The sequence below is a fragment of the Caballeronia sp. INDeC2 genome, from assembly GCF_023631325.1.
GTDB lineage: Bacteria > Pseudomonadota > Gammaproteobacteria > Burkholderiales > Burkholderiaceae > Caballeronia.
Genome location: NZ_JALQDG010000046.1, coordinates 199904 through 226872, shown reverse-complemented (window position 1 = coordinate 226872; position 26969 = coordinate 199904). Strand labels below are relative to the sequence as shown.

Below are 26969 nucleotides of genomic sequence, written 5' to 3'. Positions count from 1 at the left end.
GTCGCCGGTCATCGGCGTCACGCAACAGCTACCTGGAATAGTGGAGAAACGAAATGTCCAAACTTTTTTCGCACGTCGCAGTCGGCGCCTATGAATTCGGCCATCGCGTCGTGCTCGCCCCGCTCACCCGCATGCGCGCCGAATCGGGCGCGCGTCCCGGCCCGCTGATGGCCGAGTATTACGCGCAGCGCACGTCGCCCGGCGCGCTCCTGATCGGCGAAGCGACCATCGCCGCGCCGGAGGGCAACGGCTATCTCGGCGCGCCCGGCCTCTACGACGACAGCCAGATCGCCGGATGGAAAGCCGTCACCGATGCCGTGCACGCCAAAGGCGGCCGCATCTTTCTTCAGCTTTACCACGCGGGGCGGCAGTCGAACGCACAGTTGCAGCCCGGCGGCGGCCGTCCCGTCGGGCCGTCGGAGGTGCCGCACGGCGGCGTCGCGTACACCGAGGCGGGATGGGTGCCGAACACGCCGAATCGTGCGCTCGAAACGGCGGAGATCGCGGGCATCGTCGAGAGTTTTCGGGCGGCGGCGGCGCGCGGCGTCGCGGCGGGCTTCGACGGCGTCGAACTGCATGCGGCCAACGGCTATCTCTTCGACCAGTTTCTGCAAGACGGCAGCAACCGCCGCACCGACGAATACGGCGGCGCGATCGCGAACCGCGCGCGCCTGCTGCTCGATACGACGCGCGCCGTGATCGATGTCTGGGGCGCGGACAAGGTCGCCGTGCGCCTCGGTCCGAGCGGCTCGTGGGGCGATATGTCCGACAGCGATCCGCAGACGCTCTTCGCCTACGTCGCGACGGAACTAAACACGCTCGGCATTGCGTATCTGCATCTGATCGAGCCGCGTATCTCGGGCAATGTCGAGGACGAATCGCGAGATCAGACGCCGGTCGCGGCGAAGACGCTGCGCGCGCGTTTCCATGGTCCGATCATCGTGGCGGGCGGCTTCGACGGCGCCAGCGCCGAAGCGATCGTCCAGTCCGGCGACGCCGATCTGGTCGCGTTCGGCCGGCATTTCATCGCGAATCCGGATTTGCCGGAGCGCCTGCGCAAGCACTTGCCGCTCAATCCGTACGACCGCGCGACCTTCTTCGGCGGGACGGAAGCGGGCTACACCGATTATCCGTTTCGCGACGAGCAGGCCGTCGCTGTGTGAAATCGCCGGAGTTTGCCGACATGACTACGTCTTCAACAAGCGCCCGCAGGCGCCGGCTCGCGGTGCTTTCCATCGCGCTCGGCTCGTTCGCTTTCGTGACGACCGAATACATGCCCGTCGGCGTGCTGCCGGCGATCGCGTCGGACCTCGGCGTCACGCCCGGCACAGCGGGCCTGATGACTACGACGCCGGGCATCATCGCCGCGATCTCGGCGCCTGTGCTGCTGCTCGTCGCGGGGCGGCTGAATCGGCGGCTGATCCTGCTTCTGCTGTCGATCGCGCTCGTCGCGTCGAACGGCATCTCGGCGCTCGCCGCCGACTTCACGACGATGCTCGCCGGGCGCGCCTTGCTCGGCATCAGCCTCGGCGGATTCTGGACCGTCGCGCTCGGCGTCTCGGGACAGATCGTCGCGCAAGAGGAAAGCGCCCGCGCGAGCGCGACCATCTTCATGGGCATCACGCTCGCGACGGTCATCGGCGTGCCGCTCGGGACGTTCATCGCGGGGTTGTGGTCGTGGCGCGTGTCGTTCTTCGCGACGGCCGCGCTCGCGCTCGCCGCGCTGCTCCTTCAGGCGGTGCTGCTGCCCGAACTGCCGCCGCGCGCCGCCGCACGCATCGGCGATTTCGGACGCATGCTCGCGCGCACGACCGTGCTACGCAGCCTGCTGCTCGTCGCGTTGCTGTTCGGCGCGCACTTCTGCGCCTACACGTACATCGCGCCGTTTCTCGAAGTCGACGCCGTGCTCGGCGCGGCCTGGGTTACCGCGCTGCTGCTCGGCTTCGGGATCGTCGGCTTCCTGTCGAACTTCGTCGCGTCGGCGTTCGTGAAGTCGCATCCGCGCCTCTCGCTCGCCGCGACGACCGCGCTCGTCACCGCGTCGCTGCTCGCGCTGCCGGCCTTCGCGCACGTTGCGGGCGCGGTGGTGGCGGGCGTGCTCGCGTGGGGCGTCGCGTATGGCGCGATTCCGCTGTGCCTGAGCGTGTGGATGCAGCTGACATCGCCGAAGCAGCCGGAAGCCGCATCGGCGCTCTTCGTCAGCGCGGTGCAGACGGCGATCGCGGGGGGTTCGCTCGCGGGCGGCATCGCGGTCGATCAAGCGGGCGCGACCGGCGCGATGCATCTCGGCGTGTTGCTCTCGGCGCTGGGCCTCGCGGTGCTCGCATCGTTCGCGACGACGCGGCATCCGCTCGCATCCGTCCTCCGCCGATGAACATTCACTGCGCGCGGTCGAGCCACGCGCGCCAGCCGCCGTATTGCGTGATATCGACGGCGCCTTCGAGCGCATGCGCCTCGCACACGAATCCGGTTTCCCAGCGGCCGTCCGCGAGTTCGACCTTGCCGAGCGCGAGCGGCGCGGGAATGCCCGCGAGAAACGAGCCGACTTCCGCGCTCGGCAAGGCCCACACTTCGACCGCGATCGCCGCGCCGTTCGCTTCGTCGCGCACCATGCCGGGCCGCTGAACCGGACCGCCCGAAAGTGCGTACAGGCGGTAGCGCGGCGCGCTCGATGTCGCTTCGACGAGGCGCGCGCCGCGTGCGGTCAGTTGCCCGTTCAGCGGCAAGCCCGCGAGATGCGCGCCGCACACGACGAGCTTCATCCTGTCGTCACGCGCGGCGCGCGCGGGCGCGTCGTTGCCCTGCCGTGCGCCGCCGACGAGCGGCACGGCGAGCTTGCGATGCAACGCATCGGCGACGCCCAGCAGATATTGATCGGTGAAGGCGCGGCCGAACAGCGTCACGCCCCACGGCAAGCCGTTGCGCATGAAACCCGCAGGCGTCGTGACGGCGGCGTAATCGAGCAGGTTCATGAAGTTCGTGTAGTGCCCGAGCAGCGAATTTGCGCCGATCGGATCGCGCTCCAGTTCGGCGAGCGTGACCGCACGCGGAATCGACGGCGTCAGCACGCAATCGAGATCCGCGAGCACGGCGTCGCAACGCTGCTTCAATGCCTGAAGCTTGTACTGCGCGCGAAACGCATCGACGGCGGTCGCGCCCGGTGCTTTCGCGAGCACGTCGCGGATCACGGGCAACACCGCATCGGGTTGCGACTCCATCAACGCGCCTGCGACGTTATAGCGCTCCGCGACCCACGGCCCTTCGTAGAGCAGACGCGCGGCTTCGAGGAAAGGCGCGAAGTCGATCTCGACCGCCTCGCCGCCGAGCGCTTCGAGCGCCGAGCATGCATTCGCGAAAAGCGCGGGACTTTCATCGCAACCGGCGAATTCGAGCTGACGCGGCACGCCGAAACGAAAGCGCGCGACCTTGCCGAACGCCGCCGCATCGTTCCATTGCGGATTCACGCGGCTGTATGCGTCGGCGGGATCGTAGGCTGCCGTGAGGGCGAGCAGCGTGCTCGCCTCGCTCGCGGTCGCGGTGAAGTACGTCACGCAATCGAGCGTGCGGCACGCGGGCACGACGCCCGCCGTCGACAGCAAGCCCTTCGTCCCCTTCGTGCCGACGAGATTGTTCAGCGCGGCGGGCACGCGGCCCGAGCCGGCGGTATCGGTGCCGAGCGAAAAGCTCGCGACGCCCAGCGCGACGGCCAGCGACGACCCCGCGCTAGATCCGCCCGACGGATAGTCCGCAAGCACGCTGTTGCGGCACCTGCCGTAGGGCGAGCGCGTGCCGTTCAGGCCGGTCGCGAACTGGTCCAGATTGGTTTTGCCGATGGGCACCGCGCCGAGCTCGATCAGCCGCACGACGAGCGTCGCCGATCGCTCCGGCATGTACTCGAACGCGGGGCACGCGGCCGTCGTCGGCACGTTCGCGAGATCGATGTTGTCCTTGATCGCGAACGGAACGCCGTAAAGCGGCAGCGAATCGATATCGCGTGCGTCGAGCGCCGCGAGATACGGCTCGATTTCGTCATCGTCCAGCAGATGAATGAAGAGCCGATAGTCGGCGTTCAACGCGGCCGCGCGCGCGCGCAACGCGCCGATCAACGCGCGCGGCTCCGCGCGGCCCTCGCTATATGCCGCGCGCAAGGCGGGAAGACGCAAGTCGAATGAATCCATGTCCGATGATTCCTTGTTGATATGAAGTGCGTCACGCGCGCTGTTCGATCACGGCGACGCGCTGCCCCGCGCGAACGGACGAACCCGGCGCGACATGTATCTCGCCGACGATCCCCGCGCACGGCGCGATCACGGAAATCTCCATCTTCATCGATTCGATGACGACGAGCACGTCGCCCGCTTCGACTTTCGCGCCGGCCTCGACGCGCACTTGCCACAGATTGCCCGCGATTTCGCTATCGACGGCGACGTGGCCATCTGCAAGCGGCGCGATGTCGGCATCGGTGGCGACGGGCGCATCGACGGCGGTTTCGTCGCTGCCCGCTTCGTGCCAGCGTTGCCGCTCTGCCTGAAACGCCGTTTGCTGATGCGCGCGAAACCGCGCGATGCCTTCTGCTTCGCGATCGAGGAACGCCTGATAATCCGCGAGAGACAGCTCTGTCTCCTCGATCTTCAACGGATAGCGTCCGAGCGGAAATGTCTCGCGTATGCGCAGCAGTTCGTCGGAAGAGACTTCGTAGAAGCGGATCTGATCGAAGAAGCGCAACAGATACGGACGTCCCGCGAAATCCGCGACTTCACGATAGCGGTTCCACATCTGCAACGTGCGTCCGACGAACTGATAGCCGCCCGGCCCTTCCATGCCGTACACGCACAGATACGCGCCGCCGATGCCGACCGAGTTCTCCGCCGTCCACGTGCGCGCCGGGTTGTACTTCGTCGTCACGAGCCGATGACGCGGATCGAGCGGCGTCGCGACCGGCGCGCCGAGATAGACATCGCCTAAGCCCATCACGAGATAGCTCGCATCGAACACGACGCGCTTCACGTCGTCGATCGAATCCAGCCCGTTGATGCGGCGGATGAACTCCAAATTGCTCGGGCACCACGGCGCGTCCTTGCGCACCGTCGTCATGTATTTGTCGATGGCAAGCTGGCACGCGGGATCGTCCCACGACAGCGGCAGATGCACGACGCGCGACGGCACACGCAGGTCCTTTTGCAGCAGCACGCTTCGCCATGCCGACGCGACGTGTTCGAGCAGCATGTCGAGCGGCAATCGTTCCGGCTGATAGTGGACTTGCAGCGAGCGGATGCCCGGCGTCAGATCGACGACGCCCGGCAACTGCGATGCTTCGAGCGATTGCATCAACGCATGGCCGCGAAAGCGCAGCACGAGGTCGAGTTCGGGCGGGCCGATTTCGAGCAGCAGATGCGTGTCGCCGGAGAGACGCGCGACGAGCCGTTCATCGCCTTCGCCGGTGTCCAGAACGATCGGCGATTGCAATGGCATCTGCCGTGCAGGGTCCGTGCGCGCGGTCGCGATATCGACTGGAACGAAGCGCACCTTGTCGCCCGCCTTGAGTTGACCGATCTGCCACAGGTCCGCCTCGATCACCGTGACCGGACACACGAAGCCGCCGAGACTCGGGCCATCGGGACCGAGAATCACGGGCATGTCGCCGGTGAAATCGATCGCGCCGACAGCGTACGGATTGTCGTGAATATTCGACGGATGCAGTCCCGCCTCGCCGCCATCGGCACGCGCCCATTCGGGCTTCGGACCGATGAGACGCACACCCGTGCGGCTCGAATTGAAATGGACTTCCCAGTCGGTATCGAAGAAGCGTTCGATATAGGACGCAGCGAAGTATTCCGGCGCGCCATGCGGACCATAGATCACGCGCAGCACGCGCACATCGTCGAAGCGATGCGTGAGTGAATCGGACAACGTCGCGCCGGCTTCGCGATTCGTCGACGTGTGGAGATGCAGCACGTCGCCCGCACGCAATGCGCGCCCGCCATGCCCGCCGAACTGGCCGAGCGTGAACGTGCTGCGGCTGCCGAGATAGCGCGCGACATCCAGCCCGCCGCGCACGCACAGATACGCACGCGCGCCCGCGCCGCGGATCGTGCCGAGCGCGAGCGTGGAGCCGGCCGCGACGAGGAACGTCGTGTTCATCGGCTGCGCGATGTCGTCGAGCATGACGGGCAACGTCGCGCCCGTCACCGCTATGACGGCATCCGTGTTGAAGCGCAGCGTCGGACCGCTCATCGTGATTTCGAGCGCGGCGGCATCGTCGTCATTGTCGAGCAGACGATTGCCGAGCCGCAGCGCGCGATCGTCCATCGGACCTGAAGGCGGCACGCCCACCGCCCAATAACCTTGCCTTCCCGGATAGTCCTGCACGGTCGTTTGCGTGCCGCCGCTCAGCACTTCGAATGTCGATGCGCGGTAGCGCAAGCCTTCGAGACAGCGCGTCCACGGATGACCGCTTGCGAACGGCGTATCCGCGAGAATCTGCCGCAGATAGCCGCGATTCGTTTCGACGCCGTAAATGCGCGTCGCGTCGAGCGCGGCATCGAGCGCATGGCGCGCTTCGTCGCGCGTCGGTTGCCATGCGATCAACTTCGCGAGCATCGGATCGAACCACGGCGGCACGTCGCAGCCTGCTTCGATCCATGTGTCGATGCGCAACGCGCGCCCATCGGATAATGGAAACGACACGTCGGTGAGCAGTCCCGGACAGGGCTTGAAATCGCGGCCCGGATCTTCTGCATAGAGACGCGCCTGGATCGCGTGGCCGCGCGGTTCGAGATCGCGCGCAAGCGTGTCAAGCGCGGGCAATGTGCCTGCCGCGAGCTCGATCATCCAGCGCACCAGATCCACGCCCCACACCTGCTCCGTCACGCCATGTTCCACTTGCAAGCGCGTGTTCACTTCGAGGAAGTAGAAGCGCGACGCATCGCTGTCATAGACGAATTCGACCGTGCCCGCCGATCGATACGACACCGCCCGCGCAAGCCGGATAGCGGCGTCGCAGAGCGCGTCGGCCATGCCTTCGGGGAGATTCGGCGCGGGCGTTTCTTCGAGCACTTTCTGGTTGCGACGCTGCACGGAGCAGTCGCGCACGCCGAGCGCGATGGCATCGCCTTTGCCATCGCCGAACACCTGCACTTCGAGATGCCGCGCGCGCTCGATGTACTTCTCCAGGAACACGCCCGCATCGCTGAAATTGTTCTGACCGAGACGCTTGACGATATCGAACTGCGCGGCGAGCTCGTCGGCGCAACGGCACACGCGCATGCCGATGCCGCCGCCACCCGCCGTGCTCTTCAGCATCACCGGATAGCCGATGCGCTGCGCCGCTTCGAGCGCGGCGTCGATGCCGTCGAGCAGGCCCGTGCCTTCGAGCATCGGGACGCCTTGTTCGGCGGCGATGGCGCGCGCGGTGTGCTTGAGGCCGAAGGCGCGCAATTGCGCGGGCGTCGGCCCGATGAACGCGACGCCGGCCGCTTCGCACGCTTCTGCAAACGACGCGTTCTCCGACAGAAAGCCGTAGCCCGGATGAATCGCCTGCACACCTTCTGCGCGCGCGATAGCGAGAATCTTCGCGATGTCGAGATAGGTGATGTTCGCGGCGCCGTCGCCGAGGCTGTGAGCGGTATCGGCGAGACTGACGTGGCGGCTCGCGCGATCCGCTTCGCTATAGACGGCGACACCAGCGACGTTCAGCGCGCGCAACGTGCGCAGAATGCGGCATGCAATCGCGCCGCGATTCGCGATGAGGACTTTGTCGAACATGAGTGGACGTTCAATGCGTGGGCGGGCCGTCCCGCCACGTGAGCATGCATGCCGGGGTCGTCCCCGGCAGGTCGGCGCTTGATGCTTTTAATGTTTCGTGCGGTGATCGACCGGCAGCAGACGCTCGGCGCGCGCTTTCATCATCGTGTAAAGCCAGCGGTGCAAGGTGCTCAGTTCCATATCGTCAGCTCCGCCGGAGTCGGGTTGTACGCGTTGCACGGATTGTTCAATTGCGGGCAGTTCGAGATCAGCACGATCACGTCCATCTCGGCGCGCAGTTCGACGTACTTGCCCGCGCCCGAAATGCCATCCTCGAACGTGAGGCCGCCTTCCGCTGTCACCGGCACGTTCATGAAGAAGTTGATGTTCGCAGCGATGTCGCGCTTCGAGAGCCTTCCGTCGTGCGCGCAGGCTCGCAGATAGTTATCTCTGCAACTATGCATATAGCGCTTCTCAAGGGCGTAGCGCACCGTGTTGCTTTCCTGCGCGCACGCGCCGCCGAGCGTGTCGTGCCGCCCGCACGTATCCGCGATGATCGTCAGCATCGGATTGCCGAGATTCGAATAGAGCACGGTGCCCGTCGTCAGATAGAGGCTTTGTTGACGGCGTAATGTGCGTTGCGCGTCGTAACGTTCGCGCGGATCGGCTGCGCTGTAGAAGAGCGTGTCGATCGCCTGATTGCCTTCGACGTCGCGAATGCGCAGCGTCTGCCCCGCCTTTAGTTCCTTGATCCAAGGTTCGCCCGCGGGCAAGGTCTCGCGAAAGATCGCGTCGGCGGGATCGAGCGTGCTGGCCGTGAGATTGGATGTCGTCATGCGCGTCTCTCGCTCAGAGAAAGAATCGTTCGGTGTTGATAAAGCCGCGCACGTTTTCATCGCACGACGTACGGCATAGTTCAGCGACTTGTTGCGGGGCACTGCTCAACGCAAGCTTCACCGGCTTCGGCGCGTATTCGGGATTCGGATCGAGCGGATGCTGGATCGCCGTCAGCACGACGAGCGTGTTCATCGGCGCATACAGTTCGATGTAGTCGCCCGCCTGCGAATTGCCCTGCACGAAGTTCAACGCGCCTGCATCGGTCACGTCGACGCGGCTGAAAAGATTCAGCGTCATCAGCAGATCCGCAATGCCGAGGCCCCATTTACCGAGTTCGACGAGCAGGTTATCCGTGCCGTTGCGATAGAACGCGTTACGCAATTCCTGATAGCGGCCTTCGCCGTACTTCTCGAATACTTCCGCCGCATTCGATACACCGGCCAGGCTGTCGTGCCATCCGCACGTATCCGCGACGATCGCGGCAAGCACGCGCCCCATGTCGGAATAGAGGCAATGGCCTTTCGTCAGCTTCGCGGTGTGCTGGCATTTGAGCGTATCGGGCAGATTCAGACGCTCGCTCTTTTCTGCGGCATTGAAGAGCAGCATCGCGACGTTCGCGCCGCCGCGCACATCGGTGATGCGCAGCAACTGGCCGCGCTTCACGATCAGCGACGCATGGCCGCCACCGGGAATCGTTTCTTCGAGCAGGATGTCGTTCATGTGTTATGTCCTTTCGATCATGCGGGCACGGCGAGCAGCGACGGGACTTCCATCGCCGGTTGCGCGTTGCGCACGCCGTTGCGTTCGAGCGGAATGTCGTAAGTGATGCGCGCGCCGTATGCCTGCGGCGCTTGCGGGTCGATGCGCACCTTGTCGAACACCAGCACGCGGCTGCCGAGCGTGAAGCCTTCCTTCAGGTCGTGCGTGACCATGAAGACGGTCAGCTTCGCTTCACGCCAAAGACCCGTCAGCAGTTCGTGCATGTCGCGGCGGATGCCCGGATCGAGCGCGCCGAAGGGTTCGTCGAGCAGGAGCACGCGCGGCTTCATCACGAGCGCCTGCGCGAGCGCGAGACGTTGCTGCATGCCACCGGAGAGTTGATGCGGATACTTGTCGAGCGAATCGGCGAGGCCGACGCGCGCGAGCATCGCGACGGCTTCATCGCGTGCGAGGCGGCGGCGTGCGCCGAACAAACGTCCCGTGACACGCGCGTGCGGCAGTTCGAGCCCGAGCATCACGTTGCGCAACACGGTGAGATGCGGAAACACCGAATAGCGCTGATACACGACGCCGCGATGCGGATCGGGTTCGGGCGGCAACGGCTCGCCGTCGAGCAATATCTCGCCGCGCGTGGGGCGTTCCTGGCCGAGCAGAAGGCGCAGAAACGTGGACTTGCCGCAGCCCGATGCGCCGACCATCGAGCAGAACTCGCCTTCCGCGATGCGCAGATTGAGCCGCTCCAGCACCACCTGATCGTCGTATTGCTTCCACAGGTTGCGGATCTCGATCATGCGCGGCCTCCGCGACCTTCCTGATACCAGGGGAACGCCCATTGCGTGAGACGGCGCAACGCTTCGTCGATGAGCCATGCGAGCAGCGTGATCCACGCGACATAAGGCAGGATCACGTCCATCGCGAGATAGCGGCGCACGAGGAAGATGCGATAGCCGAGACCATCCGTCGATGCAATCGCTTCCGCCGCGATCAGAAAGAGCCACGCGGAACACAACGCGAGCCGCAGCGCGATCAAGAGACGCGGCAGCAGTTGCGGCACGATCACGCGCAAGATCAGCGTCCAGCTCGACGCGCCCAGCGTCTGCGCCTTGATCCACAATTCCTCGGGGATATCGCGCGTGCGCTGTTGCAGATCGCGAATCATCATCGGCGTGATGCCGATCACGATCAGCACGACTTTCGACAGTTCATCGAGGCCGAACACGATGAAAAGGATCGGCAGCACGGCGAGCGGCGGGATCATCGATATTACCGTGATGAACGGCGAAAGCGTCGCGCCCGCGAGCGGAATGCTGCCCGTCACGATACCGAACACGAGCGCGATCGCCGCACTCGCGACGAGCCCGATGCAAAGCCGCTTCATGCTCGATACCGTGTCGCTCAGCATCAGATGCTCGCCCGTGCGCTTGTCCTCCGTGAACGCGTACTCGTTGAGCGCGGCCTTCATCTGCGTGGCCGACGGCAACAGCTTGTCGTCGGGGTTCGCCTGCAGACGAATCGACGAGCCGGTGAAATACACCGCGACGAGCACGATGAACGGCAGCAGCAACAGCATCAGACTGCCGGTGCGGCCGGGATGTCGGTTGATGAGCCGCATGGGCCTCTCCTCTTCAGAACGCCGCGCCGCTCACAGCTTGCCTTGCGCGGCCATGCGCACGTAGGTCGGATCGAAGCGCAGTTTGAGATTGCTCTTGCTGCCCACGACCACGTTGTTCTCGAACGCCATGCCGACCGCGCCCGCGTTCGGCGCGCCCTTGCCGAGCAGACCGTGATCGAACGAGAACTGCGCGACGCGCGTCATGATCTTCGGCATGTTCGGGCTCGTCGCGAAGTCGAGCGCCTGTTGCGGCGTGTAGAACAGCGCGGTGGTCGAGAGCTGCGACTTGTAGCCGGCGAGGTCCGTGCCCGATGCCTTGGCCATCGACGTGAGCGCGGCCTCGCTTTCCGGCGACGATGCGTGGATCGTCTGCATGATCTCGAACCATGCGCCGGTAAGCGCCTTGCCGAGCGCGGGATTGTCGTGCAGCGTCTTCGTGTTGACGACCATCATGTCCATGATTTCGCCGGGAATGCGGCTCGAATCGAACACTTCGGTGACGTTGGGCTTCGCCTTCAGATCGGCGAGCATCGGGTTCCATGTGACCGCGTTGTGCACGTCGGCGGTTGCGAATGCGCCGGAGATATCGGCGTCGGACGTGTTCACGGTCTTGATGTCGCGCTCGCTCATGCCCGCCGATTCGAGCGCGCGCGCGAGCAAGTAATGCGACACCGACAGCTCGACGAGATTGACCGGCTGGCCTTTGAGATCGGCGACCTTCTTGCCCGTGCCCTTGATGAGCACGCCGTCGTTGCCGTTCGAGTAATCGCTGACGATCAACGCCGTGCTGTCCACGCCGCCTGTCGCCGGAATGGTGAGCGCGTCCATGTTGGTCATCGCGCAGCCGTCGAACTTGCCGGCGGTGTATTGATTGATCGATTCGATGTAGTCGTTGAGCTGCACGACATCGACGTTGATGCCGTACTTCTTCGCCCATTTGGACATGATGCCCTGCGTCTTCGCGTAGCCCCACGGCATCCAGCCGGCGTAGATAGTCCAGCAGACCTTGAAGTCCTTGCGGGCTTGAGCGAACGAAGGCGTGGAGAAACAGACGGAGAGAGCGACGGCGGCAGCGGCGAGAAAGCGGACGCGCATGAGGTTGACCTCGCATTGAACGGTTATCGACGGCAGGAGCGGCGCGACGCATCGCGTTCTCTCCCGGGCTTTTGTCCCGCCGTGTAACCTCGTTCGAGGTCGACAACTCTCGGACCAGCATCGCGCATCGAACTCGATGCGGACCGGAACCCTAGTCATCCATTGCCAGATTGTGACTGCCACTCCTGACATGCTCAATGCGATAAGCGTGCCAACGCTGTAATTACGCGGCTTCGGCGCGTTGAATATGGATTCGTGCACAGATACGAAGCGCGCCGCGCGACGCGTCTACGCACGCTCGCACCAAACGGGTGCCCGCATTCCAGCGTAATGTCGGAATTCTTCTATCCGCGCGCGCCGGCTTTCGATGGAATACGGGACAGTCGGAGTTCCCGCAGCAACCCGTTCTCTTCTCACATGGGTAACCATCATGTTCAAGCGCGCAACCAGCACCGTTGAAAACGTCGATCCGGAACTCTGGGCGGCGATCACCGATGAAAACCGACGTCAGGAAGATCACATCGAGCTGATCGCGTCGGAGAATTACACGAGCCCGGCCGTGATGGCCGCGCAAGGCTCGCAGCTCACGAACAAATACGCGGAAGGCTATCCGGGCAAGCGCTATTACGGCGGTTGCGAATATGTCGACGTGGTCGAGCAGCTTGCGATCGATCGCGTGAAGCAGCTCTTCGGCGCGGAGGCCGCGAACGTGCAGCCGAACTCCGGCTCGCAGGCCAATCAGGGCGTGTTCTTCGCGATGCTCAAGCCGGGCGACACGATCATGGGCCTGAGCCTCGCGCACGGCGGCCATCTCACGCACGGCTCGCCGGTCAACATGTCGGGCAAGTGGTTCAACGTCGTGAGCTACGGGCTGAACGAAGCCGAGGACATCGATTACGATGCGGCCGAGCAACTCGCCAACGAGCACAAGCCGAAGCTGATCGTCGCGGGTGCGTCGGCGTTTGCGTTGAAGATCGACTTCGAGCGGCTGTCGAAGATCGCGAAGAGCGTCGGCGCATATCTGATGGTCGACATGGCGCACTATGCCGGTCTGATCGCGGCGGGTGTGTATCCGAATCCGGTGCCGCATGCCGACTTCGTCACCACGACCACGCACAAGAGCCTGCGCGGCCCGCGCGGCGGCGTGATCCTGATGAAGGCCGAGTTCGAGAAGCAGATCAACTCGGCGATTTTCCCGGGCATTCAGGGCGGACCGTTGATGCATGTGATCGCCGCGAAGGCTGTTGCGTTCAAGGAAGCGCTGTCGCCGGAGTTCAAGGAGTATCAGCAGCGCGTCGTCGACAATGCGCGTGTGCTGGCCGAAACGCTCGTGAAGCGCGGCTTGCGCATCGTGTCGGGTCATACCGAAAGCCACGTGATGCTCGTCGATCTGCGCGCGAAGAAGATTACCGGCAAGGCTGCCGAAGCCGCGCTCGGTGCGGCGCATATCACGGTCAACAAGAACGCGATTCCGAACGATCCGGAAAAGCCGTTTGTCACGAGCGGTATTCGTCTCGGGTCGCCGGCGATGACAACGCGCGGGTTTGGAACGAAGGAAGCGGAGATCGTTGGGAATCTTATCGCCGATGTGTTGGAAAGCCCGGAAGATGCGGGGAATCTTGAACGCGTGCGCGAGCAGGTTGCCGGGTTGACGAAGCGGTTCCCTGTTTATGGGTGAGGTTTGGCGGGCGCGATTTGGGCTTTTGCCGAGACCTTGACAGAGATATCTAGCCTACTGGAAACTGCATCCACTATGCGAGAATCGACTCCCGACGAAACGCCCGCAGAACCCCTCACACGGCGCCACTAGCAACTCAAGTGGCGCAATAGCGAATCCGGCTACACGCGCCGAAACCCCGAATGAACATCACCGACCCACGCAACGATGTGCGTCTGATCGACTGCAACGAAGCCGATCACGCGCTCGCCATTCTCGACATCCTGAACGAAGCCATCGTCAATTCGACCGCGCTGTACGATTACGTGCCACGCCCCGTCGAGGCCATGACGACATGGTTCGCGGCGAAACGCGCGGGCGGCTTTCCGGTCGTGGGCGCAGTCGATGCATCGGGCAAGCTGATGGGCTTCGCCAGCTGGGGCACGTTCCGCGCGTTTCCCGCGTTCAAGTACACCGTGGAGCACAGCGTCTATGTGCATCGCGATTGCCGCGGACTCGGGCTCGGCGAGCGTCTGCTGCGCGAGCTGATTCGTCGCGCGAAGGAGGCGCAGGTGCATGTGCTCGTCGGTTGCGTGGACGCGACGAACGAAGGCAGCATCCGCCTGCATACGCGGCTGGGCTTCACGCACTCGGGCACGGTCAGAGAGGCCGGATTCAAGTTCGGCCGCTGGCTGGACGCGGCGTTCTATCAGCTCAATCTGGAGACGCCTGCAGAACCCGTGGATGGTTGAGCGGGCCACGCATAATTTGAAGTAATGGAAGCCGGAAAATAAAGCGCGTTGACGGTGAATTCGCGCGCTTCAATACTGCGCTCATTGCAAACGCACTTGTGAGCGCCATGAACTCCGTCGACAGCATTTTCGTTTCTCCACTCGATTTCGCCGATGCCGCCACTTGGGAACACGGCGGCCGGCTCTGGCCGAGCGGCCAACAGCAGACGCTGACGTGTTGCCGCGTCATCGATGAAACGCATGATGTGAGAAGCTTCGAATTCCGCACGGAAGACGGACTGCCCGTGCGATTCGAGCCGGGTCAGTTCATGACGATAACGGCGAACGTGCAGGGACGATCGGTCGAGCGCTGCTACACGATTTCGTCCGCGCCGACGCGTCCGTTTCTGCTGTCGATCACGGTCAAGCGCGTTCCGGGCGGGACCGTGTCGAACTGGCTGCACGACACCATGAAACCCGGCGTCGGCTTGCGCGCGTATGGACCTTCAGGCGCGTTCACGCCGACCGCCGCGCCCGCGGCGAAATCGCTGTATCTGTCCGCGGGATCCGGCGTCACGCCGCTGATGTCGATGACGCGTGCGAGCATCGATCTCGGTCTGGATCGAGACATCGTCTTTATTCATAGCGCGCGCACGCCTGGCGATATCGTGTTTCGCGAGGAACTGACGCGGCTCGCGAAGCTATCGCCTCGCCTGCGCATATTCTTCGTGTGCGAGGGCATCGGCGATGAAGCTGACTGGCATGGTCCGACAGGCCGCCTCAATCTTCAGTTGCTTTCGCAATGGACGCCGGACTATCTGGAACGCGAAGTCTTCACGTGCGGCCCGGCCGGATACATGAGCGCGGTGCGCGCGCTGCTTCGCGAAGGCGGCCATGAGCCGGCGCGCTACCACGAGGAGAGCTTCGATATCGGCGCGGGCGAGCCTGCTCGAGCACCCGCCGCTGAAGGCATCTTCACTGTCAAGCTCTCGCGCTCGTCGAAGTCGTTCACGATGAACGCGTCGCAGACCGTGTTATCGGCGGCGAAGAAGGCGGGCGTCGCTATGGCGTCGTCGTGCGGTCAAGGCGTGTGCGGAACGTGCAAAACGCGCGTGCTGGAAGGCACCGTCGATATGAAACACAACGGCGGCATCCGCGACAGAGAAGTCCAGAAGGGATTTCGCCTGTTGTGTTGCAGCCGCCCGACCTCGGACCTCGTGCTGGAATTGTGAGGAGACAGGCATTCGATGCGCAGCTTTGAAACCGACTGCTTGTGATGGAGAATCGAAGCGCCTGGTGGTCAGGGAGGCTCTTATGAACCGTCGTCGTCCGGAGAACGTGGCCGCTTTCATCGCCATCGCGGAGAAGCTCTTTCAGTCGGACAAACTGCCGCATGCCGGACGCGAAGTCGCCGCACGCGTCTTCGAACGGCTGCAAACGCCATCCGACGACGGCGCGCGGCACCACACGCGCTATCCTGCGTGCGAGTGGCTCGACGCCGCGCTCGCGCCCTTCATCGACGACGACACCGGCTTCGGCGCCGCCGCGCGCGCGATCAAAGCGCTCGAACCCGATCTCGGATGGTCGCGCCGCTCATCGGGCGTGAACGGCGGCGACAACTACATCGATGCGCACGTGCACGGCATGATCTGCGGACCCGGTGGCGCGGAAAGCCGCTATGACGTGCAACTGGGCTTCTCGCTGATGTTGCCGCACACGCGCTATCCCGATCACAGCCATCCGCCCGAGGAAGCCTATGTGCTCTTCACGCCCGGCGAATTCCGGCAGGACGGCGGTGCATGGATCGACCCGGGTATCGGAGGCGGCATTCATAACCTTCGCAATAATCCGCACGCGATGCGATCCGGTTCCGTGCCCTTCTTCGCCATCTGGTCGTTGCTGACGAGAAAGGGGGACTAGCCAGGCTGACGGATCGCATTGCGTTTCAGGTCACTCAGCGATCGAGCGCAGGCAGCTCGCCATTCCCTCTGACCCATGCAACGTCGGCAGCAGCGGCCATTTCCCTGTCGCCCCGGCTGTCGCCATAGGCAAAGAGCATGCGTGGCCGACTACCGTTCCACCATGCTTCGAGCCGCCGAACTTTCTCCGGCCCCCAACAATTCCGTCCGATAAACCGGCCCGTGAATCCTTGACGATCGATATCCAGTTCAGTCGATAGCACCACGCCGATACCGACCGATTGCGCCCAGATTCGAAGGTACAGCGAAGGCGACGCACTCACGAGCACGACCTCATGGCTCAATGCCTGATGCTGCCGGATTCGTTCCACCATTTCCGGCCGGACCATTCGAGCGAGGCGTGTGGCGCAGAAGTCTTGCGAGGCGCGCTCCAGTTCAGCGGGAGACATCCCTCGCAACGCATGACGAAGAAACGCAGCCTTCGCGACGCCGCGATCGCAAAGTCGCGCGGCCATGCCAAGCAGCCGAGGCGCCGCCCGCAAGCCCGCTGCCGCAAAGCGCGCGGGGCCAACCGTGTGCAACACGAATGCCTTGAGGCTGTCGCTCGTGGTAATGGTTCCGTCGAAATCGAAGGCGGCGACGATGTTCGAGGATGGCTTCATGAGCGTTGGCGCCTTGCCGCCAGCGCTGCCGGAAGCGTGATGTTCGCCAGTTGATCGGCTCTGGACAAAAGGCCGACGAGGTCCGCTTCGAAAGCATTGGCCTGGAGCGAAAGCAATTCGAGTTGCTGGAACGCCTGCCGTACCGCGCTGCGGCGTTCGCCCAGCGCGAGAGCGGCTGTGGCATTGCCCCCGTGATCGATATCGCAAACCGCACTCAATGCGGCAAGTCCGCTTGCAAGGCTTTCCCGCGCCTGGTCGACTTCTTCTCGCAAAACGCGCACGCGGGGCATGAACGATTGCAATGAAACCTTCAACGTGCTCAATGATTCGCGATAGTCCATTTCCGGTCGCTGCGGTTTCAGATAGTGTTCTGTCAACCGATCGAGGATACCCGGCTTGCGCGTGGCGCTATCGAGCATTTGCCGCATGAGGCCGGCAGCGTCGAGGTCGGCGAAATCGCGTGTCACGCGCATGAAGATATCGACGGATTCACCGCACGTTCTCAAGGCTGCATCCGCAAACATGGAAATGGTCTCGAGCCGCAGCGGAAGCAATTGACGAATGCCGCGCTCGATACGCGGCCCATGCTTGGGATATAGCTCCGGAAACTGCTGTCGAGCCAGTTCGAAGCTCCGGTTCAGAAGCGGATGCCCGTGATCGCCGAACACACTCTTTCCCGGCTCCGCGTTCGATACGCGCCGCCTTGCTTCGCGCGAGTCGAATAACGGATCGACCGACACGGCGTTGCTGCCGAAATCGAGTGGCGTGACCGCGCGCTCTTCCGACGCGCGCGGCTGCAACTCGCGAACATCTCGTTGGGGTTTCGAAAACGCAAGCGGCTTCGGTTCAGGCTGATCAGACGGCATTCGACTTCTCACATTCCGACGATGGCGCATGCTAAACCGATGCGCCAAGTCGAGTCCCGCTATTCAGGCGCGATCGACGTGTCCGCCATAAGCGATCACGAAATCGCCGAGGCCGCGGTTATAGCCCATTCCGACCGCCTTGAACATGAACTGTCCATCGCGGCGATAGAAGCTGCCCACTTGAACGGCCGTTTCCATCGAAAAATCTTCTTCGAGCGGATAGCGCGCGAGCACTCGTCCTGTTTCCTCTTCCGATATCTCAATGTAGCTGTTGCGCACCTGACCGAAATTCTGCTTGCGCTCCTCGGCCCGATCGATGGTGACGACAACCGAGATCTCATCGATGGCGGCATCGAGTTTCTTCGTATCGACAAAAATCACTTCGTCGTCGCCGTTGCCGCTGCCGGTCTGGTTATCTCCGCTATGAACGACGCCGAGACATTCCGATGCCGACATGCCTTTGCGCGGCCAGTCGTCGCCCGGTTGGTAGAAAGTTGTTTCGCGGTCGAGCGTGCGAATTTCGGTGTTATAGAAAATGAAGTGCTTCTGCGAGATCAGCTTTGGACTGTTCTGGCTATCGTATTTGCAAAGAAATACCGAAACGTCCAGATCGAAATCATTGCCCGTATCGGTCGCGTTCGCATCCCAGCCAAGACCGATTCTGAACTTGCTTGCGCTGGGCGCTTCCTTGGACAAATTGATTCGGCCGCCCTTGGAAAGATTGATCATTGACATGACTGACTGCTCTCGTTGAATTGATTGGATTGCATTGTTAGCCGCATGCCCGGCACGCGGATTTGCGCGATCAGGACGCGCGATCGCCCGCGACAGCTTCACGCCGCTGAACGACTATCGAACTGATAACCGCCGCGCCGATGGTGAATGCGCCGATCAAACCGGTGATGACTTCGGGAACGTCCACGTTCACGCTCAGCATGATGACCGCTAGCGCGCCGATAGCCCAGAATGCGCCATGCTCCAGGAAACGGTATTGAGCGAGCGTGCCTTTCTTGAGAAGTATCAGCGTCATCTGGCGAATATACGAAGCACCGACGCCGAGTCCGATAGCAATGAGAAATACGTTGTTGGTCAGCGCGAATGCACCGATGACACCGTCGAAGCTGAACGACGAATCGAGCATCTCCAGATACAGGAAGCCCGCGACGCTTTCGCGCACCACGCGATTGCCTGCCTCGTCACCGCCGACGAAATCCCCGATGCCGTGCGATAGGACAAAGGCGATCACGCCGCCCAGGCCCGCCACGAGAAACGAAGCGCGTTCGATGTCCGGCAACCGAGTGGAGACGATAGCAATCACCGCGAGCGTCAGCGCCACTTCGATCGCCGTCAGCCGGCCAAGACGCGCAAGCGGACGCTCGACGATGCTGATCCAGTGCTCATCCTTGTCGCGATCGAGCATGAACTTGAAGAAAACCATCAACAGGAACGCGCCGCCGAACGCCGACACTTCGTGATGTGCGGAAGTCAGGATTTGCGCATACTGCCGAGGTGCTTCGAGCGCCATCTTTCCAGCTTCGAAGAACCCGATGTGCCCTGCGATAGCAACGATCAGCAGCGGAAAGACGAGGCGCATTCCGAAGATCGCGACGGGAAGGCCCCATGTCATGAAGCGGTCGCGCCATTTATCGGACCAGTGGCGCAAGACGGCCGCGTTGGCCACGGCATTATCCAACGACAGCGATATTTCCAGAATACAGAGTACCGCGACGAGGACGACATCCTTCACGCCGCCCAGCGCGAATGCCGCCGCCATCGCGATGAAAGTCAACGCGAGCGGAAGTTTAAAAGGTTTCATTGTTTGATATGACCGAATTTCGATTCAGAGCGCTCGGTGACGAGCGCCCGCTTATGTTTTCTCGACCTGCTTGCCGCGAACCCAATCGCAAAATTCTTCTGTAATCAGTTGCTCGTAAATCTCCTGATCGGAGATATCGAGCGATTCGAGATGCAAAAACCCTACATTGGGCAAATCCTTCGCGACATGGCGAAGAAAACCGAATTCACGCGGATCGCCGACGCCGATGAGAGACCAGTAAATCGGGAACTTCTGCGAATCGCGCAGGAGCTTCTCCGCATGTCCGCGATCCTGCTCGGGATTCTGTCCGTCGGTCACGAAAAGCACCCACGCGGGCATGTTGTTCGCTGGCTCCGCGGGTAACGGCGCGGGGTCCGGGGCAGGCGTGCCGAACAGCCGGCTGAGGAAGCCGCGCTTCTCCTTCGGCGCTGCGCGCTGTTCTTCGGGCGCGAAGAAGAAGTTGACGATATCCGCCATGACCGGTGCGTACTGCGTGGCGCCCCATTTGCGAATACCGTCATTGCGCATCACGTATTCCGTGATGTAGCTGCCGTAGTTTTCAGGTGTGGCAGTCGGAAGCCGATCGAAACCTTCCGTAAAAGTCCAGGTATCGATTTCCCCGTTGTCATCGAATTTCATCGCAATGCCGAGCATGCGATCGTGGGTCTCCTGAATGACGCCGGATTTGTATAGCTGTTCGGCCGAGCCTGAAATGTCGAGCGCGGCGGCGACGCGCACGACAGGCGGACGCGGCAGCCGGCGCTTGCTCAGCACGATAGAAACGTTATCGGCCCGGCTCGCGAGAGCGGGTTTATGAAGGTTGATGGTGCTCATTGCGTGGTTACCGATGTTATTTATTTCAAATGCCGGTGATCGCTGAATTTGGCGACGAGATCGCGTTCGAGTTGTCTGAGTCGCGGCTCGTCCGCCTTGCGCTGGCGCTGTCCGTCTTCGACGATCTTCGCGATTTCGTCCAATGCATCGAAGAGCTTTTGCTGCGTGTAGGCGAACGTGTCCGTTGCAATGACGGGCCGCTGTCCGAGCGCCGCCACCGCGCCTGCATTGGCGTGCAACTGATCGGCTTGTGCGCGCAGCGCGGCGTCGGCGGCATCGAAGGTCGCATTGGCGAGATCGGCTGCTTTCTTCGTGCTTAGTTGCTTGATGTAAAGAGAAAACGCGTTGGTCCACGCGGGAATCAGGACGGTCTTCGCCGTGCCGAACTTCGAAATGAGCGTGCGCTTGTGATCTTGCTCGAGGCGAATCTGTGGTGCGAGTTGCTCGGACATCAGCATGGCGCGAGACAGATCGTCGATTTTCTGTTCGAGCGCGCTGGCGCAGCGACGCAGATCCATAGTGCGTTGCGCGCCGAATGCATCGTCGCTGGATTGCGGTAGCGCAAGCGCCGCGCGATAAGCTTCGAGCGAATCTTCACCGAGCTTCTTAGCGTGCTCGAACTGCCGGAACGTTTCATAGTTATCCGCATACATTTGTTCGAGTTCGGCGATGTCGCGCTTCTGCCGATTCGCATTGCTCTCCAACTCGATGATCAGCGTGCCGATGCGCTTTTCCACCGAATCGAATTGCGCCAGCAGCCGTTCCTTGGATGCCTTGAACATCGACGTGACTCGACTCAGAATGCCGCGCTTCTGGAGAGCGGCGGGATCGAGGTCCTTTGCCGTCACGATCAGCTCGTTGAGCCTTTCGCCAAACTGGTCGATATCGGATGCGCGCACCTCCGACAAGATGCGCTGGGAAAGCCCTGCCACGCGCTCTCCGGCCTTGACGCCCAGATCGTCGATCTCGTCCTGAGTCAGCAATTTCGCTTCGGACGGTGAAGTCCTTCGAAGGTCGCGGCCGCTGTCGGCAGAGAAGGTCGGCCGTGCTTCCTGATTGTCGGCGAATAAAGGTTTCATCGTTCTCGCTTCTTTATTTTGGTAGCTCGATTTCTTATCCCACTTGCTCTGACTTCATCTGCATTACGAATTTTTAACTCGTCGAAGAGATCGGAACTGCTCGGATTGCGCTATTCCGTTTGCGTTGCGTTCTGCTCCATCATCGCCCTTTTCCACTCGAACAAGTCTTGCGTTCCCGCGTGTTGTGCGAAATAGAAAATCAATGCGGCAAACACTACGCCGATGACGGGTGCACCGAGCCGCACCGACTTCGGGCCGCAAGCGAGCCATTGCAGCATGAGTCCAATCAGAAAGCCCGTGCACAAACCGCCGATGTGCGCTGCCTGATCGATTCCGGAGATTTGAAATCCGGAGAGCAGATTCAGAACGATCACCTGAAGAATCGCAACCGGCTTGATTTGAACGGGAGCCGTGCCCTCGTTACGCAGTGATGCGTGGAAATGCAAGGCGGCCGCCGCGCCGGCGAGTCCCATCACTGCGCCCGACGCCCCTACGCTCACGACAGGATGAATCGCGGTCGTCGGAATGAACATGCCCATCGCGAACTGCATGGTCTGGCTTTCATGAAAGCCGTACCACGAGCTGCTCACGAGACTTCCTCCCAGCGCGGACAGAAGATATACGACCCCGTAGCGCAACGATCCGATCGCGCGCTCGATTAAGGTTCCGAGCACGATCAGCATGTAGAGATTGAGGAGCAAATGGATCCAGCCGACATGCAGAAACGCGCTCGTCAACAGACGCCACGATTCTCCAGTCAATGTGAACGGAGCTAGGTTTCCGCCCCAATCCAGCAAGAGAGCCGATGAAGGCGCCGTGAAACCCGCGCGCGCCCATAGCGAAACAAATACGACAGCGTTAATTACAGCGAACAGGCAGGTGAGCCACATCCTGCTTATTGAATTCTTCATGTTGCCCAAGGAGTCGTATCGAACGTGCGAAGCGTAAGGGAACTTGCAAGGTTCCGGATTATCCACGCGATGTTCGAAAGAACGGCCCCTTGGCGCTAGTGTTCGAGCATTTATTACGATTCCGCTAATTATTCAGCCGTCCGGCCGCACGCGCCGAACGGCCTTCGCCCCCTCACCTCCCCGGCGTCAACACCACCCTGAACCGCGCCTTCCCGCTCATCATCCTTGCATACGCTTCCGCCGCACGCGACAACGGAAATTCCTCGATCATCGGCTTCACGCCCGACAGCGCACTGAACGCGAGCGTTTCCTGCGAATCCGCCGCCGTGCCGGACGGCCAGCCCTGCACCGAATTGCGGCCCATGATGAACTGTGTGATCGGCACCTCGACCGGTTCCTCCGATATTCCGACCATAATCAGCTTGCCGTTGAGCCCCAGACCGCCGATGGCCGCGTTCATCGCCTTACCGCTTGTCGCCGTCGCGAGAATGACGCGCGCGCCGCCGAGCGCCTTTAACGCGTCGGCGACGTTCTGCGATTCGCTGTCGATGTAGTGATGCGCGCCGAGCTGCTTCGCGAGCGGCTCTTTGTCCTTGCCTCGCGCAATGGCCGCCGTGACGAAGCCCATCTTTCGCGCGAACTGTACGCCCAAGTGCCCGAGCCCGCCGATGCCGAGAATCGCGACCACGTCGCCCGCGCGCGCGCCGCTGTTGCGCAGCGCATTGAACGTGGTGATGCCCGCGCATAGGAGCGGCGCGGCATCGACATCGGAGAGATCGTCGGGCATGCGCGCGAGCGCTTCCTGCGGCGCGACCATGTAATCCGCGTAGCCGCCGTCGTAGCTGATGCCCGGCACCAGCGCGCGCTGGCAAAGCACGAAGTCGCCGTGACGGCAATGCTCGCAATGTCCGCAATGCCCACCGTGCCAACCCACGCCGACACGCTGTCCGTTCTCCCATCCCTCGACGCCCGCGCCGAGCTTCTCGATCACGCCCGCGATCTCATGGCCCGGCACGCGCGGAAACTGAAGACCGGGCCACAGGCCCTCGACGGTGAGCGAATCGCTGTGGCAAATCCCGCACGCCTGCACCTTGATCAACACGTGTCCTTCGGGCGGCTCCGGCACGTCGCGCTCGACGACTTCCAGCGGACCGTTCGCTTTCGCTACCTGCACTGCCTGCATCGTTGGCATCGCTTGCTCCTTGTCATGGGAGAAACACGCGCGGCGCAGTTCGCACGCCGCAGTCGGATGACACGGCCCGGCAAAACGCAATTCCGACCGCATCGTCGAGGAACGTCGGAGATTGCGATTGTGACAGGTCTCAGGGCGATGCATCGGCGGCCCGTTCGGTCATCGACCGGAAGCACTCGGAAACAAAATGGAACATCGGACAGCGCTCGCGCCGGTTACCATCGTCGTTCGGGCCCGCCAGTCGAAGCGGAAGTGGACCGGCCGCGGTGACGCCGCATTCAGGCGTCGCATCGTGAAACCGGAATCACGAGAATGATCATCAAGGGTGTCATGTCCAAGAACGACGACGCAGTTGCGAACGATCAGGCAATCGATCCCACGAACCAGGCCGCCAGCGATTCCTACGAGACTCCGAGCGACACCGGCGCGGAGCACGAAGCGGCCGCCGCCGTGCGCACCGGGCCGCTGAGCGAAGCCAAGCTCTTCGGCAGGCAGACGCCGCCCGCCGCGGCGGCGCCGCCCGATGCGCCGCCGCCCGTCCACGGCGCCGCGGGCAGCAGCTACCGGGCGCTCGCCGGGCTCTTGTGCGGTTACGCGCTGCTCATCGTCGGCAACGGGCTCTTTCAGACGCTGATCCCGCTGCGCATCCTGCAATCCGGTTATCCGACCATCGTGATCGGCCTGATCCAGTCGTGCTACTACGCGGGCTTCATCCTCGGGGCCGTGTTCAATCGCAGGCTCATCGACCGGATCGGGCAGCATCGGACGTTCGTCGCGTTCTCGGCGGCGGCTTCCATTCTCGCGCTCGCGTTCGGGGCCGCGCAGTCGCCGTGGACGCTCGGCGCGGTGCGTCTCTTGACCGGCTTCGCGTTCATGGGCCTTTATACGTCGATCGAAAGCTGGCTCAACGGCACGGTCGAAAACGAAAAGCGCGGCCAGGTCTTCGGCTCGTATGCGGCCATCAACTATCTCGCGGTCGGCACGGGGCAATTTCTGTTGAACGTGGGCGCGGGTTCGGGCGGCCAGCAGTTCTCGATCGCCGCCGCGCTCTTCGCCGCCGCCGTGATGCCCGTGACCTTGCTGGAAGGCTGGCCCGTGAAGGTCGCCGACGAGCGGCTGCATCGCGTGCCCGCGCGCACCTGGCGCGAGAGCGTGCGCGAGATGATGGCGTCGGCGCCGCTCGCGGTGCCCGGCTGCATTCTCGCGGGCTTCATCTACAGCAGCTTCTACGCGATGATGCCCGTCTATCTCGAACGCGCGGGCTTCTCGACGAGCGAGCTCGCGACCTTCATGGGCGTCGCGCTGATCGGCGCGCTCGTGCCGCAATGGCCGATGGGCCGCCTCTCCGACAAGGTCGACCGGCGGCGTCTCGTCTATATCACCGCGTCGATATCAGGCGCGTTGAGTCTTGTGCTCTTCTGCTTCGACGTGCGCGTCATCACCTGGGTCGCGACGCTCGTCTATGTCGCCGTCACGTTCACGCAGTACGGGCTGATCGTGTCGCATGTGCAGGATCGCACGGAGGCGCATCATCGCGTGGCCATATCGGCGCTGCTGCTCGTGTTGTTCTCGTTCGGCGGCATGACAGGCCCGGCGCTGGCGTCGGCGTTGATGACGATCGTCGGGCCGAGCGGGCTCTTTCTCTTCAACGCGCTGTCATGTGCGCTGCTCGCGTTGAGCGCACGCCGCGCGCTCGGCATTCATTTGCGATCGTCGCAAGCGCAGGCGTGAGGGGCACGATTCCGCGAAGTACGACACTTTTGCCGGGCAAGAATAAGTCCCGCCCGACAGACGTTCATTCGTTACCGCGCGGCACTCGACGCAACTTGCGCATCGTTCTGCCTGCGCCGATAAACCGTGTCCCGCGACGCAAGCCAGTAATAAACCGGCGACGTCAGGAGCAAGCCGACGACCCACGACAGATCCGCGCCATCGAGATACTTCGGCACGGGGCCTGCGTACATCGGCGTATTCATGAACGGAATCTGCACGGCGATGCCGATTGCATAGGCGATCAACGCCTGCGGATTGAAGCGCCCATAGACGCCGCCGTCCGCCTGAAAGATCGACTGGATGTCGTACTTGCCCTTGTGGATCACATAGAAGTCGATGAGATTGATCGCGGTCCACGGTACCAGCACGACGAGCAGCGCGAGAACGAGATCGACGAGATTCGCGACGAAGTTCGTCGACGCGCCGATCGCAAAGTAACAGCACGCAACCAGAATCACGACCGACAACACCGCGCGCGCCTTCGCCGTCGGAATCCAGCGATACGCGAAGGTTTGCAGCGACGTGATCGACGCAAGCACCGCGCCGTAGAGATTCAGCGCGTTATGGCTGATCACGCTCAGCAGGAACAGCACGAGCATCGGCAAGCCGAGCGGTCCGGTGGCGAGCTTCACGGCGTCCATCGCATCGGCGCCGGGCGGCACCGCCAGCACCGCGACCGCGCCGAACACGAACGCGAGCGTCGAGCCAATCGTGCAGCCGAGATACGTCGCCCAGAACGTCGATGCAACGCGCACGTTCGCCGGCAAATAGCGCGAATAGTCGGAAACGTAGGGCGCAAATGCGATCTGCCATAGCGCCGAGAGCGAGACCGTCGCGAGCCAGCCAGCGAAGTCGAAGCCGCCGCGCGTGAGGAAATCGTCCGTCGAAACATGCGTGAGGATATACCCGAAGCCGACGCAGATGCCGATGCCGAGCACCCATGTCCCGATGCGGTTCAGGATATGAATGAACCGGTATCCGATGATGCCGATCAATCCCGATCCCAGCGCACCGACGACGATGCCCACGGGCACCGACACCGACGATTCGATGCCATGCAGCGATTTGCCCGCCAGCACGATATTCGACGCGAAGAAGCCCACGTACATCACGCCTGCTATGACGGTCACGAGCAGCGCGCCCCACGAGCCGAACTGCGCGCGGCTCTGGATCATCTGCGGGATTCCCATTTGCGGCCCTTGTGCGGAGTGCAGCGCCATCAGCACGCCGCCGACCGCCTGACCGACGACGATCGCGACGATGCCCCACAACAGGTTCAGATGGAAGATCTGCACGCCCAGCGCGCCGGTCACGATCGGCAAGGGCGCGATGTTTCCGCCGAACCATAGCGTGAAGAGATCGCGCACTTTGCCGTGACGATCCTCGGGCGGCACGTAGCCGATGGTGTGCTTCTCGATCAACGGAGAAGCGTTGCGTTGCGCGGTAGTCAAAGTCGTCTCCTTGTTGCGCGCGGCAAAGCGATGTCCTGACGCGCATGGCGTCGGGATCGCTTCGAGCGCTT

23 protein-coding genes and 1 riboswitch are annotated in these 26969 nt (G+C 62.8%); of the genes, 7 read left to right on the top strand and 16 right to left on the bottom strand.

Translation table 11 applies throughout. The features are described from left to right. Nucleotides 1-53 precede the first annotated feature (53 nt). Both NCS28_RS30730 and NCS28_RS30725 read left to right on the top strand, forming a co-directional pair. Nucleotides 54-1163: an alkene reductase gene (locus tag NCS28_RS30730; RefSeq protein ID WP_250517559.1), complete on the top strand. Its 1110-nt coding sequence runs from the start codon at nucleotides 54-56 to the stop codon at nucleotides 1161-1163. A 20-nt stretch (nucleotides 1164-1183) separates the two neighbouring features. After that, a complete protein-coding gene (locus NCS28_RS30725) occupies nucleotides 1184-2374 on the top strand; it encodes an MFS transporter (RefSeq protein ID WP_250517558.1) in 1191 nt (396 codons plus the stop codon). Nucleotides 2375-2378: 4 nt separating this feature from the next. On the opposite strand, the gene atzF is transcribed toward NCS28_RS30725, so the two are convergent. From atzF to NCS28_RS30690, 7 genes are all read right to left on the bottom strand, one after another. Next, nucleotides 2379-4178, bottom strand: a complete 1800-nt coding sequence (atzF, locus tag NCS28_RS30720; RefSeq protein WP_250517557.1) for an allophanate hydrolase — start codon at nucleotides 4176-4178, stop codon at nucleotides 2379-2381. Between the two features lie 31 nt (nucleotides 4179-4209). Continuing rightward, nucleotides 4210-7764: an urea carboxylase gene (gene uca / locus NCS28_RS30715; RefSeq protein ID WP_250517556.1), complete on the bottom strand. Its 3555-nt coding sequence runs from the start codon at nucleotides 7762-7764 to the stop codon at nucleotides 4210-4212. Between the two features lie 170 nt (nucleotides 7765-7934). Beyond that, nucleotides 7935-8579: an urea amidolyase associated protein UAAP2 gene (locus NCS28_RS30710; protein ID WP_250517555.1), complete on the bottom strand. Its 645-nt coding sequence runs from the start codon at nucleotides 8577-8579 to the stop codon at nucleotides 7935-7937. A gap of 13 nt (nucleotides 8580-8592) precedes the next feature. Continuing rightward, nucleotides 8593-9300: an urea amidolyase associated protein UAAP1 gene (locus NCS28_RS30705; protein WP_250517554.1), complete on the bottom strand. Its 708-nt coding sequence runs from the start codon at nucleotides 9298-9300 to the stop codon at nucleotides 8593-8595. Nucleotides 9301-9317: 17 nt separating this feature from the next. Continuing rightward, entirely contained in the window at nucleotides 9318-10091 is a 774-nt protein-coding gene (locus NCS28_RS30700; protein WP_250517553.1) for an ABC transporter ATP-binding protein, read from the bottom strand. Continuing rightward, nucleotides 10088-10912, bottom strand: a complete 825-nt coding sequence (locus NCS28_RS30695) for an ABC transporter permease (RefSeq protein ID WP_250517552.1) — start codon at nucleotides 10910-10912, stop codon at nucleotides 10088-10090. Before NCS28_RS30695 ends, NCS28_RS30700 begins: the two co-directional genes overlap by 4 nt. 30 nt (nucleotides 10913-10942) lie before the next feature. Next, complete coding sequence (locus tag NCS28_RS30690) at nucleotides 10943-12007, bottom strand: putative urea ABC transporter substrate-binding protein (protein WP_250517551.1); 1065 nt, start codon at nucleotides 12005-12007, stop codon at nucleotides 10943-10945. Between the two features lie 58 nt (nucleotides 12008-12065). Continuing rightward, nucleotides 12066-12173: riboswitch (guanidine-I (ykkC/yxkD leader) on the bottom strand. Between the two features lie 264 nt (nucleotides 12174-12437). Between NCS28_RS30690 and glyA the strand changes: the two genes are divergently transcribed. The 4 genes from glyA (at nucleotide 12438) to NCS28_RS30670 (ending at nucleotide 16315) form a co-directional block, all read left to right on the top strand. Next, nucleotides 12438-13685, top strand: a complete 1248-nt coding sequence (glyA, locus tag NCS28_RS30685) for a serine hydroxymethyltransferase (RefSeq protein ID WP_250517550.1) — start codon at nucleotides 12438-12440, stop codon at nucleotides 13683-13685. 182 nt (nucleotides 13686-13867) lie between these two features. Beyond that, nucleotides 13868-14416 carry a GNAT family N-acetyltransferase gene (locus tag NCS28_RS30680; RefSeq protein ID WP_250517549.1) on the top strand — a complete coding sequence of 183 codons (549 nt, stop codon included), beginning with the start codon at nucleotides 13868-13870 and terminating at the stop codon, nucleotides 14414-14416. Between the two features lie 107 nt (nucleotides 14417-14523). Further along, the gene (locus NCS28_RS30675) at nucleotides 14524-15627 is read left to right on the top strand and encodes an FAD-binding oxidoreductase (protein ID WP_250517548.1); all 1104 of its coding nucleotides are present in this window, start codon (nucleotides 14524-14526) and stop codon (nucleotides 15625-15627) included. Nucleotides 15628-15709: 82 nt separating this feature from the next. Then, complete coding sequence (locus tag NCS28_RS30670; RefSeq protein ID WP_250517547.1) at nucleotides 15710-16315, top strand: dimethylsulfoniopropionate lyase; 606 nt, start codon at nucleotides 15710-15712, stop codon at nucleotides 16313-16315. A gap of 34 nt (nucleotides 16316-16349) precedes the next feature. On the opposite strand, the gene NCS28_RS30665 is transcribed toward NCS28_RS30670, so the two are convergent. From NCS28_RS30665 to NCS28_RS30630, 8 genes are all read right to left on the bottom strand, one after another. Next, a complete protein-coding gene (locus NCS28_RS30665; RefSeq protein ID WP_250517546.1) occupies nucleotides 16350-16976 on the bottom strand; it encodes an HAD family hydrolase in 627 nt (208 codons plus the stop codon). After that, nucleotides 16973-17644 (bottom strand): hypothetical protein, encoded by a 672-nt coding sequence (locus NCS28_RS30660; protein WP_250517545.1) that lies wholly within the window; start codon nucleotides 17642-17644, stop codon nucleotides 16973-16975. The genes NCS28_RS30665 and NCS28_RS30660 overlap by 4 nt, the downstream gene beginning before the upstream one ends. 261 nt (nucleotides 17645-17905) lie before the next feature. Further along, nucleotides 17906-18571 (bottom strand): TerD family protein, encoded by a 666-nt coding sequence (locus tag NCS28_RS30655; RefSeq protein ID WP_061121829.1) that lies wholly within the window; start codon nucleotides 18569-18571, stop codon nucleotides 17906-17908. 76 nt (nucleotides 18572-18647) lie between these two features. After that, complete coding sequence (locus NCS28_RS30650) at nucleotides 18648-19658, bottom strand: DUF475 domain-containing protein (RefSeq protein ID WP_250517544.1); 1011 nt, start codon at nucleotides 19656-19658, stop codon at nucleotides 18648-18650. Between the two features lie 51 nt (nucleotides 19659-19709). After that, complete coding sequence (locus NCS28_RS30645) at nucleotides 19710-20492, bottom strand: VWA domain-containing protein (protein WP_061119568.1); 783 nt, start codon at nucleotides 20490-20492, stop codon at nucleotides 19710-19712. A gap of 20 nt (nucleotides 20493-20512) precedes the next feature. After that, the gene (locus NCS28_RS30640; protein WP_250517543.1) at nucleotides 20513-21571 is read right to left on the bottom strand and encodes a toxic anion resistance protein; all 1059 of its coding nucleotides are present in this window, start codon (nucleotides 21569-21571) and stop codon (nucleotides 20513-20515) included. A gap of 110 nt (nucleotides 21572-21681) precedes the next feature. Beyond that, nucleotides 21682-22461 (bottom strand): rhomboid family intramembrane serine protease, encoded by a 780-nt coding sequence (locus NCS28_RS30635; RefSeq protein WP_284506391.1) that lies wholly within the window; start codon nucleotides 22459-22461, stop codon nucleotides 21682-21684. A gap of 193 nt (nucleotides 22462-22654) precedes the next feature. Further along, the gene (locus tag NCS28_RS30630) at nucleotides 22655-23674 is read right to left on the bottom strand and encodes an alcohol dehydrogenase (protein WP_250517541.1); all 1020 of its coding nucleotides are present in this window, start codon (nucleotides 23672-23674) and stop codon (nucleotides 22655-22657) included. A 330-nt stretch (nucleotides 23675-24004) separates the two neighbouring features. Between NCS28_RS30630 and NCS28_RS30625 the strand changes: the two genes are divergently transcribed. Then, on the top strand, nucleotides 24005-25405 hold the full coding sequence (locus NCS28_RS30625) for an MFS transporter (RefSeq protein WP_250517540.1): 1401 nt from the start codon (nucleotides 24005-24007) through the stop codon (nucleotides 25403-25405). 71 nt (nucleotides 25406-25476) lie between these two features. On the opposite strand, the gene NCS28_RS30620 is transcribed toward NCS28_RS30625, so the two are convergent. Next, nucleotides 25477-26898 (bottom strand): purine-cytosine permease family protein, encoded by a 1422-nt coding sequence (locus NCS28_RS30620; protein WP_250517539.1) that lies wholly within the window; start codon nucleotides 26896-26898, stop codon nucleotides 25477-25479. Nucleotides 26899-26969: the final 71 nt, after the last annotated feature.